Here is a 14,721-nt window from a genome sequence, read left to right as displayed (position 1 = left end):
TTAACTCCGCTCAGACCAGAAAGCGCCGATGAGTGCGTACGAGACGCTGCAAGACGCGGCGTTCGGCGCGGATCCCGGTCGGTGGCCGCTGACGACGGCCACCAGTGCGCGAGAACGATGGCTGCGCGCCGTTGCGGCCGGCGGGCTCGGGCGCTACGCGATCGCCGCGGCAGAGCTCGGAGCCGTGCAGCGGGTCGAGCGTCGTGGCCCGTTGGCGTCACTGGCGCTCAGCACGCAGGGCTCGTTCGTCCGCCAGCTGGGCGGGCACGACGCCGCCAGGGCGTGGGACGGCCGGGCGTTGGCGGTCGCGGATTCTGACATGGAAGCCAGCGTCGATGCGCTGCTCGGCCTGGCAGCAGACGCGCTCGGTGTCCGACGTTTCGCGGCGTCGGGGGCGCTGCTCGAGCGAGCACGCGACGTGCTCGACGAGTCGCTTGCGCCCGCCCGGTTGCCGATTCGCTCGCAGTGGGTGGCCGCGGAGCTGGCGATGGCCCAGGGCGACGGCGTCACCGCGATCGCGCACGCCGAGCACGCGACCGAATTGGCCGACCGCCAGCCGTCGATGCGTCATCGAGCCAAGTCACAGCTGGTGCATAGCGCAGCTTTGTGTTGCGCCGGGCAGATCGAACACGCCCGCGAGACGGCATGGCACGTACTGTCCCTGACCGAGCAGCATGCGTTGGTTCCCTTGCGATGGGCCGCGGCGAGTTTGCTGTCCGACATCACCGACACCGACGTCGAGCGCGAGGACGCCATCGCAATCCGCGACGCCAGCGCCGAGTTCGTGCGCCGCGCGGGTGGTGTCTGGCATCGCTGACGGCGTCGAACGTTGTTGGATCGTTATTGTCGCTAAGTGACCGGGAAGTGCCCGGCCCGTAACGTTAAGGACCCCTTCGTCGATGACAAATTCGGGAGATCGCCTCGATGCTGTCGTTGCTGAAGCGGTGGCAGGAAATCGAGACGCGCTCCGGGAAGTGCTGGAGATCGTTCGTCCGATCGTGGTTCGGTATTGCCGCGCGAGGTTGGGGACGGCCGAACGAAGCGGTCTATCAGCTGACGATGTGGCTCAGGAGGTGTGCTTGGCCGCCATCACGGCGTTGCCTCGCTACAGGGAGCAGGGGAGGCCCTTCTTGGCTTTCGTGTACGGCATCGCGGCTCACAAGGTGGCAGACGCCCACCGCGCAGCCGGACGCAACCGTGCCGAGCCCACTGAAGAGCTCCCCGAGCGCCCCACCTTCGAGGCCGGGCCCGAACAAATGACGCTGGACGCGGAGTCGTCGGCTCGGATGTCCGCACTTCTTCAGATCCTGCCGGAAAAGCAGCGCGAGATTCTGGTGCTGCGCGTGGTGGTTGGGCTGAGCGCAGATGAGACGGCCGAAGCCGTCGGCAGCTCGCCGGGTGCAGTCCGGGTAGCTCAGCACCGCGCGCTGACGCGATTGCGCCAGGAGATCATCGGGGCGGAGCAGGACTATGTCTAACTACGACCCCGAATTCGACGCGATTATCCGCAGCGACCGCTTCGTTGACGCGCTGGCGGTCGGCGCCCGGATGTCGCCGGTGGACCCGCTGTCGGCCATGTTGGGTGACTGGCGTGATGGTGTACGCAGCCAGCCGGATTCGCACGTGGTGACGTTGGAGCAGGCGGCCGCCGCACTGGCTGGCGCACAACGGCCGCCGCGCCGCAACCGCATTGCTTTGACTGTCGTCGGGGCGGCGGCGGCCGCGGTGCTGGGTCTGGGCGGCTTCGGCGCAGTTGTTTACGACGCGCAGCCCGGTGATTCGCTGTACGGCCTGCGCTCCGCGCTCTTCGGAGAGGCGACGAGCACCCGCGACGATCAGGTAACGCTGGCTGCGCAGACAGAGCTGGCACAGGTGCAGCAGTTGGTGCAGCAGGGCAAGTGGGACGAGGCCCAGCAGAAGCTGGTGAAGCTGGGTCCGCAGGTGAAAAGCGTGGACAACGTGAAGAACCAGCAGCAGCTCGTAGAGCAGTACAACACGTTGGCGGTCAAGGTGATTGAGCGCAATCCCGAGGCCACGGTCCCCCCGGCGGGCGAGCCGGCGCCGGCCCTGCCGCCGGGCAGCACGTCCTCACCGTTGACGTTGTTGGCTCCGCCGTCGGTCGTGGTGTCGCCGACGCCGCCGTCGCAGACGTCGGCGCCTGAGACGAACATGCTGATATCGCCGTCGTCTCCGACCTCGCCGGGGAGCGAGTCGCCACGCCCGTCGGGTTCGCCGTTGCCGACGCCCAGTGGGGTACCTACGCCGTTGCCGACGCCGAGCGGGGTACCTACGCCGTTGCCGACGCCGACTGGGGCGCCTGCGCCGTTGCCGACGCCGACTGCTGCGCCGTTGCCGACGCCGACTGCTGCGCCTGCGCCGTTGCCGACTCCGGAGGCCAAGCCTCAGCCGACGCCGGAGGCCAAGCCGTTGCCGACGCCATCACAGGCGCCGGCTGGTCGCTAGAAGCTGAAGGTCAGCGATACCCGTCGGACTCCGACGTCGCCTCATTCAACGAGGCGTCGGCGTAGCCGCGGCAATAATCCCAGGTCACGTACGCGTCCGGTTCCGGGTCGTACGCGGGTTCGTGCGGCCGGACCGTGCCATCGACCAGGAGCTGCAGAAGATTCGCGCGCAGCATGTCCCAGTCGTGGTAGTGGTCTTGCTGGCACTCATCGCATGAGACCACCAGGCCGCGGATACCCCTGTGCGCCAGCAACGCCTCATACACCGCAAGGTCGGCGAGGTCGGCCTCTACCGCAGTGCGCTCCTGCGGGTCCAGCGGCTGGCCCGGCTCGATCGCATCGAGCGCCGCTGACGGATCCAGCGGATCGTCGGCAAAGGGATCGGGCGGCAAACCCGGCGGGAGGTGGTCGCGCACGCCTCTACAGTACGCAGCCGATATGACATTTCGCCAGCCGTTACCGGTCTGAAACGGGTCGCGCAAGCGGCTGATCACGGGGCTGCCAGGCGCGTCGCCGGGGTCGGCCGCCCGGCCGATGCCGATAGGATGAACACCTAGCCCCGCCACCGATGGAGGCCTCTGGAAAATGTCGATCACAGACGGTCGTACCACGGTGAACTCGGCTGCCAACCTCGAGTTCGACGTTCCCGTGCCCACCGGAGGCGATGACCCGAACAAGGTCGCGATGCTCGGGCTCACGTTCGACGACGTCCTGCTCCTGCCGGCCGCCTCCGACGTGGTGCCGGGCTCGGCTGATACGTCCAGCCAGCTGACCAAGAGGATCCGGCTGAAGGTGCCGCTGGTCAGCTCGGCGATGGACACCGTCACCGAGGCGCGGATGGCGATCGCGATGGCCCGTGCCGGTGGTATGGGCGTGCTGCACCGCAACCTGTCGGCCGCTGAGCAAGCCGGCCAAGTGGAAATGGTCAAGCGGTCCGAGGCCGGCATGGTCACCGACCCGGTGACATGCTCACCGGACAACACGCTTGCCGAGGTCGACGCGATGTGCGCGCGGTTCCGGATCTCCGGGCTGCCCGTCGTCGACAACGACGGCGCGCTCGTCGGGATCATCACGAATCGCGACATGCGCTTCGAGGTTGACATGAACAAGCGGGTGTCCGAGGTGATGACGAGGGCCCCGTTGATCACCGCCCGCGAGGGCGTCAGCGCCGACGCCGCGCTAGGACTGTTGCGGCGCAACAAGATCGAGAAACTGCCGATCGTCGACGGACACGGCCGGCTCACCGGACTCATCACCGTCAAGGACTTCGTCAAGACCGAGCAGCACCCGCTGGCGACCAAGGACAGCGACGGTCGGCTGCTGGTCGGCGCCGCGATCGGAACCGGCGACGACTCCTGGTCGCGCGCAATGACTTTGGTGGACGCCGGGGTCGACGTACTCGTCGTGGACACCGCGCACGCTCATAACCGACTCGTGCTGGAGATGGTCGGCAAGCTGAAAGCCGAAGCCGGCGAACGGGTAGAGGTGATCGGCGGGAACGTCGCCACGCGCAGCGGCGCCGCTGCACTTGTGGATGCGGGCGCCGACGCCGTGAAAGTGGGTGTCGGCCCTGGCTCGATCTGCACCACCCGCGTGGTCGCTGGCGTGGGTGCACCGCAGATCACCGCAATCCTCGAGGCCGTCGCGGCCTGCGCTCCTGCGGGTGTTCCCGTGATCGCCGACGGCGGGTTGCAGTACTCCGGTGACATCGCCAAGGCGCTGGCGGCGGGCGCGTCGACCGCGATGCTCGGCTCGTTGCTTGCCGGCACCGCCGAAGCGCCCGGCGAGCTGATCTTCGTCAACGGCAAGCAGTTCAAGAGCTACCGGGGAATGGGATCACTCGGCGCGATGCGGGGCCGCGAGGAGAAGAAGTCCTATTCCAAGGACCGCTATTTCCAAGACGACGTGCTCTCCGAGGACAAGCTGGTGCCCGAGGGCATCGAGGGCCGCGTGCCGTTCCGCGGCCCGCTGGCCACGGTCATTCACCAACTTACCGGGGGCCTTCGCGCGGCCATGGGGTACACGGGCGCGGCCACCATCGAGGATCTGCAGCATGCGCAATTCGTCAGGATCACCGCGGCCGGGCTCAAAGAGAGCCATCCGCACGACATCACGATGACCGTCGAAGCGCCCAATTACTACGCCCACTAGGGCACACTCCAATGAGCATCGCGGCGAGATTCACGTTATGCAGGCTGCCACTCGAACTTTCGCGACATAACGTGAATTTCGCGGAGAACGGGGGCTAACACAGTGCGCGACATGGTCGAGATCGGCATGGGCCGGACAGCCCGCCGTACCTACGAGCTGGATGACATCAACATCGTGCCGTCGCGGCGCACCCGGTCGTCGCAGGACGTGTCCACGGCATGGCAGCTCGACGCCTACCGTTTCGAGATCCCCGTGATGGCCCACCCCACCGACGCACTGGTGTCGCCCGGCTTCGCGATCGAGATGGGCCGGCTCGGCGGATTGGGAGTTCTCAACGGGGAAGGGCTGATTGGCCGTCACGCCGACGTCGAGGCGCGCATCGCCGAAATCGTTGAGGCCGCGGAGAAGGAACCGGAGCCCTCCGCCGCAATCCGCCTCCTGCAGCAACTGCACGCGGCACCCCTGGATCCAGAACTGCTCGGGGCGGCCATCGCCCGTGTCCGCGAAGCAGGCGTGACCACCGCGGTGCGGGTCAGCCCGCAGAACGCGCGCGCATTGACGCCGGTGCTGTTGCAGGCCGGCATCGACCTGCTGGTGATTCAGGGCACGATCGTGTCCGCCGAGCGGGTGGCACGCGACGGCGAGCCGCTCAACCTCAAGACATTCATCTCAGAGCTTGACATACCGGTGGTGGCCGGCGGCGTGCTCGACCACCGGACCGCGCTGCACCTGATGCGCACGGGCGCCGCGGGCGTCATCGTCGGTTACGGCTCCACTAGCGGCGTCACCACCAGCGACGAAGTGCTCGGCATCAGCGTGCCGATGGCCACCGCGATCGCCGACGCCGCCGCGGCTCGTCGCGAATACCTCGACGAGACCGGCGGGCGCTACGTTCACGTACTGGCCGACGGCGACATCCACACCTCGGGCGACCTCGCGAAGGCGATCGCGTGCGGCGCTGACGCGATCGTGCTCGGCACCCCGTTGGCCGCAGCGGCCGAAGCGCTGGGCGGGGGCTGGTTCTGGCCGGCGGCGGCCGCGCATCCGTCGCTGCCCCGCGGGGCGTTGTTGCAGGTCGCAGTCGGCGAGCGGGCGCCGCTGGCGCAAGTGCTCGGCGGGCCGTCGGACGACCCGTTCGGTTCGCTGAACCTCGTCGGCGGATTGCGCCGGTCGATGGCCAAGGCCGGTTACTGCGACCTCAAGGAATTTCAGAAGGTCGGGCTGACTGTCGGCTCCTGAGACCCAGCAAAGTTAGGCGCACCTCTCTAGAGAGTTACCGGCCGGTAAGTTCATACTTGCGGGATGGAGCCTGACTTCGACGTCCTCATCATCGGTTCCGGTTTCGGGGGCAGTGTCACCGCGCTGAGACTGACCGAGAAGGGCTACCGCGTCGGGGTGCTGGAGGCGGGCAGGCGCTTCGCTGACGACGAGTTCGCGAAAACGTCGTGGAACCTGCGCAAGTTTCTCTGGGCGCCCCGGCTGGGCATGTACGGCATCCAGCGAATTCACTTGCTGCGCAACGTCATGATCCTTGGCGGTGCGGGCGTCGGGGGTGGATCGTTGAACTACGCCAACACGCTGTACGTGCCGCCCGAGCCGTTCTTCGCCGACAAGCAGTGGTCGAACATCACCGACTGGCGTGCCGAGTTGTTGCCGCATTACGAGCAGGCGCAGCGCATGCTCGGCGTGGTCAACAACCCGACGTTCACCGACGCCGACCGGATCATGAAAGAGGTCGCCGACGACATGGGCGTCGGCGACACGTTCGTGCCGACGCCGGTGGGGGTGTTCTTCGGGCCCGACGGGCAGAAGGCTCCGGGTGAGACCGTGCCAGACCCGTACTTCGGCGGCGCCGGCCCCGCGCGCACCGGCTGCCTCGAATGCGGCTCGTGTATGACGGGCTGTCGCTACGGCGCCAAGAACACACTCGTCAAGAACTATCTCGGTCTTGCGGAAAAGGCTGGGGCGCAAGTGCTTCCGATGAGAACGGTGACCGGATTCCGGCAGCTGCGCGACGGCTCCTGGCGCGTCGACACCGTCGCGACCGGACGGTGGTTGCGCCGGAAGAAGAAGTCGTTCACCGCGACGCACCTGGTACTGGCCGCCGGGACCTACGGGACGCAGAAGCTGCTGTTCAAGATGCGCGACAAGGGTTCGTTGCCCAAGCTGTCCGACCGCCTGGGCGTGCTGACCCGCACTAACTCCGAATCGATCGTCGGCGCAGGCAAATTCGAGGTCAGCCCCGACCTGGACCTGACGCACGGCGTCGCGATCACGTCTTCGATCCACCCGACCTCCGACACGCACATCGAGCCCGTCCGCTATGGCAAGGGCTCCAACGCGATGGGCTTGCTGCAGACGCTGATGACCGACGGTGGCGGACCACAGGGCACCGACGTGCCGCGCTGGCGACAGTTCCTCGACCAGGCGGCCCAGGATCCGCGCCGGTTGATCCGCATGCTGAATCCGCAGCACTGGAGCGAACGCACGATGATCGCGCTCGTAATGCAGCACCTGGACAACTCGATCACGACGTTCACCAGGCGCACCAAACTCGGCTTCCGCAAGCTGGACAGCAAGCAGGGGCACGGCGAACCGAACCCGACGTGGATTCCGGCCGGCAACGAGGTGACCCGCCGGATCGCGGCGAAGATCGACGGCGTCGCGGGCGGAACGTGGGGCGAGCTGTTCAACATCCCGCTGACCGCACACTTCCTCGGCGGCGCCGCGATCGGTGACAGCCCGAAGACGGGCGTCATCGACCCCTATCAACGGGTCTACGGCTACCCAACGCTCTTGGTGGTCGACGGAGCGTCGATCTCGGCGAATCTCGGTGTGAATCCGTCGCTTTCGATCACCGCCCAGGCAGAGCGGGCGGCGTCGCTGTGGCCCAACAAGGGCGAGGTCGACCTGCGGCCGCGGCAGGGCGCGGCGTACCGGCGTCTTGATCCGATCCCACCGCAGCATCCGGTAGTGCCCGCCGACGCGCCCGGGGCGTTGCGCCGGTTGCCGATCGAGCCTGTCACGTCTGCCGGCTGACGAATCTGCAGCCTCTGCGGGGTAGACGACAACTCATTCGAACGTATGATCGATCGGTGGGTGATCTGCAGGCGATCAGCTACAGCGGCCAGCCGGTGCCCGAACCGTTCCGCGCTGTCGAACCGCCTGTGCCCGTGCTGCTCGACCTGGCTGCGCTCTTTCCGCGCGAGCCGCACCGCAGCGGCCGCTACCATCCCGCCGGCCTGCAGATGCACAGGGTCGTGGTCGGCCGGCTGTGCTGTTGGGGCCTGTGCGAGCAAGGCAATTGGTGGGGACTGGTCACCTACCCGGTGAGCTACGGGGCCCGTACCCGCTCAGTGACTCACTGGGTGCCGGCCTGGATGCTGCGGCCGAAGCGGTAAACCAACGGCTCAGTCGCGAGCCTCGATGGTGATCGACTGATCCGGGGGACCCCAAGCGACCACCTTCAGAGTCTCGGTGGTGGACGCGGTGAACGAGTCCCTCGCGGTGTAGCTAGAGCCCCACGTGAAGTCCCTCGCGACCCGTCCGGATTGCCCCACCGCCATAAACCACATCAGCTCGTTGTTGTCGCTGCTTGCGGAAGGCGCATCCATCTCGATAGTGACCGAATCGCCCGATTTCACCGGCAGGTCAAAGACCGCATAGCCAACGCCCCCGTTGCCACCCTTCTTCAGCGTCACGGACTTCGAGCTGTTCATGCTCAGCTCGCCCTGCGCGTCGAGCCGCAGTAAGGCCTTGGGCGCTCCGAATTGCTCAGCCAACATCACTGCCACGTCCTCTTTGGACGCGGTGCGGAATTGTTCGCTGAGGCTATCCAGGTACGTCGCGACCGGGTCGATATGCCACCCCTTGGCGCCTCTGGTCGCGACGACACCGTCGGCCAGCGGGCTGCCCAGGAAACCCTTTGACATGAACGAGCGCCGACCGTGTACGCAATCGGTACTCCGATCGTCGGTGACGCAGCCGTCGTGGAAGCGGACTTGGCGGGTAGTGCCGCTGCTGTTGGTGGACTTGTACGTGAGGTCATCGATTTTGATCGTGGCGCTGTCGCCTTTGACGTCCGCGGAGAACTTGGGGGTGCCGACAACTTGGACGGATCGCGTATTGAGGTCGCGTTCCAACGTCTTTCGATACGTCGCGACAAGCGTTCCCTCCTCCGGCGAGAGCGTCTTCGCCAGATCCGTCACATCGGCGTTGGACAACATCGACGCGACTCCGTCGGCGAACGCCTTCGCGGCATCTTCAGGTGAGCCGTACGTCTCCGTGTCGACAGACGCCGCCGACGTCGGCGCGGTGTCGCTCTTGCGGGCGATGGTGTCGACCCAGCTGTACACGATGCTGACGTACCACTTGTCGGACCGGCGCACAGTCATCACCGCCGGATCCAGCGTCTTGCCGGAACGCGATTCGGTGTTCAGGTCCTCAGCGGTCCACGTGCGTTCCTTCTCGTTCTTGCGGACGAACAAGTCGCGCAACCCGGCATTGGCACTGTTCGGGTCGAAGCCGATGGTGAGCTGTCCACCGGTGATCGTCACGCGAGCCAGGTCGTCGCCGATATTGGTGACGCTGGTTTGCACGTTGTCGGTGGAGATGTGGACACCGTCGAGCAGCCCGTTGCGTCCGCCGCCCTGCTGATATCCGGTGCTTTCTGCGGTGGTGTGCGCGTTGTCGAGTACGCGCCGCACGCCGGCCTGTTCCACCGGATCCAACAAGTCCGCTGCCGCGAACGCGTCGTTCTTCTCGGCGGCGGCGAAGAAGCCAAGCACGGCGGCCTGCGGGTTATCGGCGCCGCCCTCGCTGCCGCCTCGCAGCGCCACGATCGTGACACCCGCGGCAATCAGTGCGACGACGAGGAATACCGCGCCGCCGATCCACCACCACCGGCGAGAGCGCCGAGGCGCCGGCGCGGGGCCGCCCGGCCACGGGCCGCCCTGCTGCTGCGGATACGGATAAGGCGGTGCCGCAGGCGGGAATTGGGCCGTCGGGGGGGGTTCATAGCCGGGCTGACCCGGTGGCGGCGGTGGGGGTTCGTAGCCGGGCTGACCTGGTGGCGGGTAGTAGGGAGGCTGACCCTGCCATGGCGGTGGCGGCGCAGGAGCCTGCCACGGCGGTGGCTCAGGGGCAGCCTGACCCGGCGGCGGGGGCGGTGGCGGCGGGATGTTCATGGGTTGCTGCTCCGAGGGCGGCTCCCCCCAGTTCTGCTGATCGCTCACGAATCCTCCCGGCTCCACTGCATGCAGACCACTAACCAGTGCGGACGTCCCGGCCCGCGAAGAAACCATAGGCGAGCAAGCTGAAAATCGCGGCATATACCAGCGATAGGAACGCGCCCCACTCGACGCGTATCGGGTCGAAGTCGGCATTGGTGAAATCGACCCACGAGTCGAAGTTGCGGGTGGGCAGGAATCCGCGGGTACGTGCCAGCGTCGACAGGCCGCCAAACAGATGGGATATCAACGTGATTGCGACGGTGCCCACCACGGAGATGACCGCGTTGTCGCCGGCGAGCACCGAGAGCAGCATCGCCAGAGCACCAATCCACGTCAGGTAGCACGCGATGTAACCGAGCATCGCGGCGAATCGCCAGGGCATCTGTGCCAGCGGGATGTGCGGGCCACTGACCGGAACCAGCGGGCCGGTGCCGAACATCGCCAGCCCGACGACAGCGGCGGCCGCCGCATACAACAGCAGGCCGATCAGGCACACCAGCGCGCACGCAATGGCCTTCTGCCGCAACAACTGTCCGCGCCCCACCGGGGTCGTGAGCAGCACCGGCAAGTACGACCACTGTGCCTCACGGGTGATCGACTCACCGAACACGTACGACACCAGCAGTGGGGTGGCCAGCTGGCTTCCGGTGAACAACGCGAACACGATGAAGTTCGCCCCGCTCGTCGTCGCGATGTCGCTGAGGTAGTGGGCGTCGAAGGACGCCGCGAACTTCCCCTTCATGACCGATGCGGCCAGCGCGACGGGAAGCACGGCCATCGCGATCAACGCGACCCGCATCGACGGCCGTGACAGCTGTCGACGGAACTCGACCCCAGCCTTCAGCGCCCGGCGAGGCGAAAAGCCAGGCGCGGCACCGTCATTGATGAGATTGGTCATCCGCCACCGCCGCGTAGTACGCGTCCTCGAACGTCGTGCCGGGTTCGATGCCCACCACTTCGCATCCGTCGTCAAGCAGTGCCCGCAACACCGTGTTGATCGAGCATTGGTCGGTAATGGTCACCTCGATCGAGTCGTCTGCCGTTCGCGAGAACGCGATCTCACGCCGCTCGAGAGCCGCCTGCGCGGCGTCGGCCCCGGCGGACCCCCCAAGGTCGAGTCGCAGGGTCGGCCTGGGTATGCCCTCCATCGTCGATGACAGGGTGAGTCGCCCTCCGCGCACGACGAGGATCTCGTCGCAGATCTTCTCGACCTCTGAGAGGACGTGACTCGACAGCACCACGGTGCGTCCGCTGGCCGCGTAGTCACGCAGTGTCTTGCGGAGTTCGCGCACCTGGGCAGGATCGAGCCCGTTGGCGGGTTCGTCGAGCAAGAGCACGTCGGGAAGACCCAGCATGGCCTGCGCCAGCGCAAGCCGTTGCCGCATACCGAGGCTGTAGCCGGATACCTTGCGCTGCAGCGCATCACCGAGACCGGTCAGCGATGCGACAGTGTCGATGTGTGCGTCGGCTTTCGGCCGGCCCGTGACGGCCCACGTGCTCCGCAAGAGCTGTATGCCGGTGAGGTGCGGAATCAGCGCGGGCCGCTCGAGTGCGATACCGACCCGGCTCAACACCGCTGCGCCTGGGTGGACGAGATGGCCGAACACGTACGCCTCGCCGTCGGTCGGGATGACGAGGCTGGTGATCATGGCCAGCAGGGTGGTTTTCCCGGCGCCATTGGGGCCGAGGAGCCCGACGACGCGGCCGGTACGGATCTGGAAGCTGACGTCGGTGAGCACGGGCGTGCCTTTGACGTACGCCTTGCCGAGGCCGTGTGCGGCGATCGCGACGTCGGACAGCTCACGGACAGGCGCCGGTGCGCGACGGGGCCGAACCGCATAGACGATCAGGCCCACCGCCGAGATGATGACGATGACGGCCAAGCCGGCGACTGGGATCTGGGGTCCCAACGGATCGAAAGCCAGCGCCGTCACGTCCCCCCCTTCGGTCGTCGGGCAGCGCGGGTTACGGCGCAAGACTACGCATCGCTTCGATGGTTTTGCTCCCCGCGTCGGCGCACGTGCCGCCCCGCCGAGCGAGGCTTGTCCGAGCGAGCATCGACCCTAGACTGGGGCCGTGACGGAACCTGCCACACAACCGGCCCGGCCCGTGCTCGTGGTCGACTTCGGCGCCCAGTACGCACAGCTGATCGCCCGCCGGGTTCGAGAGGCGCGGGTCTACTCAGAGGTCATCGCGCACACGGCCAGCGTCGAGGACATCAAGGCCAAGGACCCTCAGGCGATCGTCCTCTCCGGCGGACCGTCGAGCGTGTACGAAGACGGTGCACCGCAACTCGACCCCGGGCTGTTCGACCTCGGTGTGCCGGTGTTCGGCATCTGTTACGGGTTTCAGGCGATGGCCCAGGCCCTGGGCGGGACGGTGGCTCGCACCGGCACCAGTGAATACGGTCGCACTGAGCTGAAAGTTGCTGGTGGAGAACTGCATTCGGGGTTGCCCGACAGTCAGCCGGTGTGGATGAGCCACGGTGACGCGGTCACGTCGGCGCCCGAGGGCTTCGAGGTGGTGGCCACCACGGTCGGCTCGCCCGTGGCAGGGTTCGAGAACCAGGCCCGCAGGCTGGCCGGGGTGCAGTACCACCCCGAGGTGATGCATACCCCGCATGGTCAGCAGGTGCTCAGCCGCTTCCTGCACGAGTTCGCCGGGATCGATTCATCGTGGACGCCTGCGAACATTGCCGACACGCTGGTCGATCAGGTGCGCGCGCAGATCGGCGACGGGTACGCGATCTGCGGGCTGTCGGGCGGGGTGGATTCTGCCGTGGCGGCCGCGCTGGTGCAGCGGGGGATCGGTGACCGGTTGACGTGCGTGTTCGTCGACCATGGTTTGCTGCGGGAGGGCGAACGCGCCCAAGTGGAGCGGGATTTCGTGTCGGCCACTGGGGCGAAGCTGGTCACCGTCGATGTCGCGGACAGGTTCTTAGAAGCGCTGACCGGCGTACATGATCCGGAAGGCAAGCGGAAGATTATCGGGCGCGAGTTCATCCGCACCTTCGAAGGCGCGGTGCGCGATCTCGTGGGGGACGGCGGGTCCGAGGCGAAGTTCCTGGTTCAGGGCACGCTGTATCCCGACGTCGTCGAATCCGGCGGGGGAAGCGGGACAGCGAACATCAAGAGCCACCACAATGTCGGCGGTCTGCCTGCGGATCTGAATTTCACGTTGGTCGAACCGCTGCGGCTGCTGTTCAAGGATGAGGTGCGCGCGGTCGGCAGGGAGTTGGGCCTGCCCGAGGAAATCGTTGCGCGGCAACCGTTTCCGGGCCCCGGGTTGGGAATCCGGATCATCGGGGAGGTCACGGCGGCGCGGCTGGATACGTTGCGGCGCGCCGATGCGATCGCCCGAGAGGAGCTGACGTCGGCGGGGCTGGACGCGCTGATCTGGCAGTGTCCGGTGGTGCTGCTGGCTGATATTCGGTCGGTGGGCGTGCAGGGCGACGGGCGCACCTACGGCCATCCGATCGTGCTGCGGCCCGTGTCCAGTCAGGACGCGATGACGGCGGACTGGACGCGGGTGCCGTTCGAGGTGCTCGAGCGGATCTCGACGCGGATCACCAATGAGGTGCCCGAGGTGAACCGGGTGGCACTCGACATCACGAGCAAGCCCCCGGGCACGATCGAGTGGGAGTAATCGCGCTTCTCGCGATGTGAATCCATCTTGACGGTGTCGGCGGGTGGGTGTTTACTCGTCATATCGAACATACTTTCGAATACTGATGATTCAGATGGTTCGCAAGGGGCTGCTGTGACGATGGCTATGAACCTGGAAATACGCGGTCTCGACCGCGTTGAACAGGTAGAACGCCTTCGCCGCGAAATGGCCGCAGTGTCGGGACGGGGGAGCCGCGGCCATACCGCGCAGCATCGGGCCGAGGAGGTGATTCCTGACTCCAAAAGTTTGCTGACGACGCTCGAAGTGCACGGTGAGCCGTTGCCGGTGGAGTTGCCGCGCGGGGAGGTGGTGGTGACTACTGGCGCCAGGTCTCTGCTGCTGGGTGTGGTGGCAGCGGTGACGGCGGCCGGGGGATATGCCGCTGTGGTCGGCCAGCCCGATGTGGGTCTGCTCGCCGCCGTGGAGATGGGCGCAGACCTGTCCCGGCTGGCACTGGTACCCGATCCCGGCGCCGACCCGATCGAGGTGGCCGCGGTGCTGCTGGACGGGATGGATCTGGTGGTGCTCGGCCTGGGCGGCCGCTCGGTGCCGCTGTCCCGTGCGCGGGCCGTGACCGCACGCGCCCGCAACAAAAACTGCACTCTTCTGGTTGCCGGCGGCGACTGGCAGGGGGCGAGGATGCGGCTGGCGGCGAAGGTGAGCGGGTACGAGATCACGAGCCGGATCCGTCGCGTCCAGCTGGCTATTACGGATAGCCGCGCGGCAATAAGTGTCCGCCCGGCGCACGCCTGATGACATGGCTGCGCGCGTACTGGCCCTGTGGTGCATGGACTGGCCCGCTGTGGCCGCGGCCACCGCCGCCGGCCTGCCCGCCACGGCGCCGGTGGCGGTGACGCTGGCCAACCGTGTGGTCGCGTGCTCGTCGGCAGCAAGGGCCGCCGGGGTGCGTCGCGGCCTGCGCCGTCGGGAATCGCAGGCACGCTGCCCGCAGCTGCACGTCGTCACCGCCGACGCCGACAGGGACGCCCGGTTCTTCGAACCGGTGACGGCCGCAGTCGACGATCTGGTGCCTCGCGCCGAGGTGCTTCGGCCCGGGCTGCTGGTGTTGCCGGTCCGCGGGGCAGCGCGCTACTTCGGCACCGAGTCCGGCGCGGCCGAGCGACTGATCGACGCGGTGTCGGCGGCCGGAGTGGAGTGCCAGGCCGGCATCGCCGATCAGCTGCCCACCGCGGTGTTCGCCGCGCGCGCTG

General features: G+C 67.2%; 14 protein-coding genes. 10 read left to right on the top strand and 4 right to left on the bottom strand.

Features of this window, described 5'->3' with window-relative positions; all coding sequences use genetic code 11:
- Nucleotides 1-28: 28 nt before the first annotated feature.
- The 3 genes from QOH60_RS18730 to QOH60_RS18720 all read left to right on the top strand — a co-directional run bounded on the left by QOH60_RS18730 (nt 29) and on the right by QOH60_RS18720 (nt 2,463).
- Complete coding sequence (locus QOH60_RS18730) at nt 29-817, top strand: hypothetical protein (protein WP_526423113.1); 789 nt, start codon at nt 29-31, stop codon at nt 815-817.
- An 82-nt stretch (nt 818-899) separates the two neighbouring features.
- Entirely contained in the window at nt 900-1,478 is a 579-nt protein-coding gene (locus tag QOH60_RS18725) for an RNA polymerase sigma factor (protein WP_526423111.1), read from the top strand.
- Nucleotides 1,471-2,463 (top strand): anti-sigma-D factor RsdA, encoded by a 993-nt coding sequence (locus tag QOH60_RS18720; protein WP_526423109.1) that lies wholly within the window; start codon nt 1,471-1,473, stop codon nt 2,461-2,463. The genes QOH60_RS18725 and QOH60_RS18720 overlap by 8 nt, the downstream gene beginning before the upstream one ends.
- A 10-nt stretch (nt 2,464-2,473) precedes the next feature.
- Here QOH60_RS18720 and QOH60_RS18715 read toward each other — a convergent pair whose 3' ends face one another.
- Nucleotides 2,474-2,878, bottom strand: a complete 405-nt coding sequence (locus tag QOH60_RS18715) for a DUF5319 family protein (protein ID WP_526423107.1) — start codon at nt 2,876-2,878, stop codon at nt 2,474-2,476.
- 169 nt (nt 2,879-3,047) lie between these two features.
- Here QOH60_RS18715 and guaB point away from each other — a divergent pair, with 169 nt between their 5' ends.
- The 4 genes from guaB (at nt 3,048) to QOH60_RS18695 (ending at nt 8,014) form a co-directional block, all read left to right on the top strand.
- Complete coding sequence (gene guaB / locus QOH60_RS18710) at nt 3,048-4,613, top strand: IMP dehydrogenase (RefSeq protein ID WP_526423105.1); 1,566 nt, start codon at nt 3,048-3,050, stop codon at nt 4,611-4,613.
- Between the two features lie 111 nt (nt 4,614-4,724).
- Entirely contained in the window at nt 4,725-5,852 is a 1,128-nt protein-coding gene (locus QOH60_RS18705; protein WP_526423103.1) for a GuaB3 family IMP dehydrogenase-related protein, read from the top strand.
- A 63-nt stretch (nt 5,853-5,915) separates the two neighbouring features.
- On the top strand, nt 5,916-7,652 hold the full coding sequence (locus tag QOH60_RS18700; RefSeq protein WP_526423101.1) for a GMC oxidoreductase: 1,737 nt from the start codon (nt 5,916-5,918) through the stop codon (nt 7,650-7,652).
- Between the two features lie 56 nt (nt 7,653-7,708).
- The gene (locus QOH60_RS18695) at nt 7,709-8,014 is read left to right on the top strand and encodes a hypothetical protein (RefSeq protein WP_526423099.1); all 306 of its coding nucleotides are present in this window, start codon (nt 7,709-7,711) and stop codon (nt 8,012-8,014) included.
- Between the two features lie 9 nt (nt 8,015-8,023).
- Here the strand turns inward: QOH60_RS18695 and QOH60_RS18690 are convergent, their stop codons facing one another.
- From QOH60_RS18690 to QOH60_RS18680, 3 genes are read right to left on the bottom strand one after another with little or no spacing between them, the layout of a single operon-like run.
- Nucleotides 8,024-9,847, bottom strand: a complete 1,824-nt coding sequence (locus QOH60_RS18690) for a hypothetical protein (RefSeq protein ID WP_526423097.1) — start codon at nt 9,845-9,847, stop codon at nt 8,024-8,026.
- A gap of 31 nt (nt 9,848-9,878) precedes the next feature.
- A complete protein-coding gene (locus QOH60_RS18685; protein ID WP_526423095.1) occupies nt 9,879-10,742 on the bottom strand; it encodes an ABC transporter permease in 864 nt (287 codons plus the stop codon).
- Nucleotides 10,723-11,778, bottom strand: a complete 1,056-nt coding sequence (locus tag QOH60_RS18680) for an ATP-binding cassette domain-containing protein (protein ID WP_526423093.1) — start codon at nt 11,776-11,778, stop codon at nt 10,723-10,725. The genes QOH60_RS18685 and QOH60_RS18680 overlap by 20 nt, the downstream gene beginning before the upstream one ends.
- Before the next feature lie 142 nt (nt 11,779-11,920).
- Here QOH60_RS18680 and guaA point away from each other — a divergent pair, with 142 nt between their 5' ends.
- The 3 genes from guaA to QOH60_RS18665 all read left to right on the top strand — a co-directional run.
- Nucleotides 11,921-13,489 (top strand): glutamine-hydrolyzing GMP synthase, encoded by a 1,569-nt coding sequence (gene guaA / locus QOH60_RS18675; RefSeq protein WP_526423091.1) that lies wholly within the window; start codon nt 11,921-11,923, stop codon nt 13,487-13,489.
- A gap of 114 nt (nt 13,490-13,603) precedes the next feature.
- Nucleotides 13,604-14,263 carry a DnaE2-dependent mutagenesis accessory factor ImuA' gene (gene imuA' / locus QOH60_RS18670; protein ID WP_526423089.1) on the top strand — a complete coding sequence of 220 codons (660 nt, stop codon included), beginning with the start codon at nt 13,604-13,606 and terminating at the stop codon, nt 14,261-14,263.
- Between the two features lie 4 nt (nt 14,264-14,267).
- Nucleotides 14,268-14,721: Y-family DNA polymerase (locus QOH60_RS18665; RefSeq protein WP_526423087.1), on the top strand; the 454-nt coding region annotated here is incomplete at its 3' end.

This window comes from Mycobacterium sp., assembly GCF_032159765.1.
Lineage (GTDB): Bacteria > Actinomycetota > Actinomycetes > Mycobacteriales > Mycobacteriaceae > Mycobacterium.
This window is presented reverse-complemented; position numbering and strand designations above follow the sequence as displayed.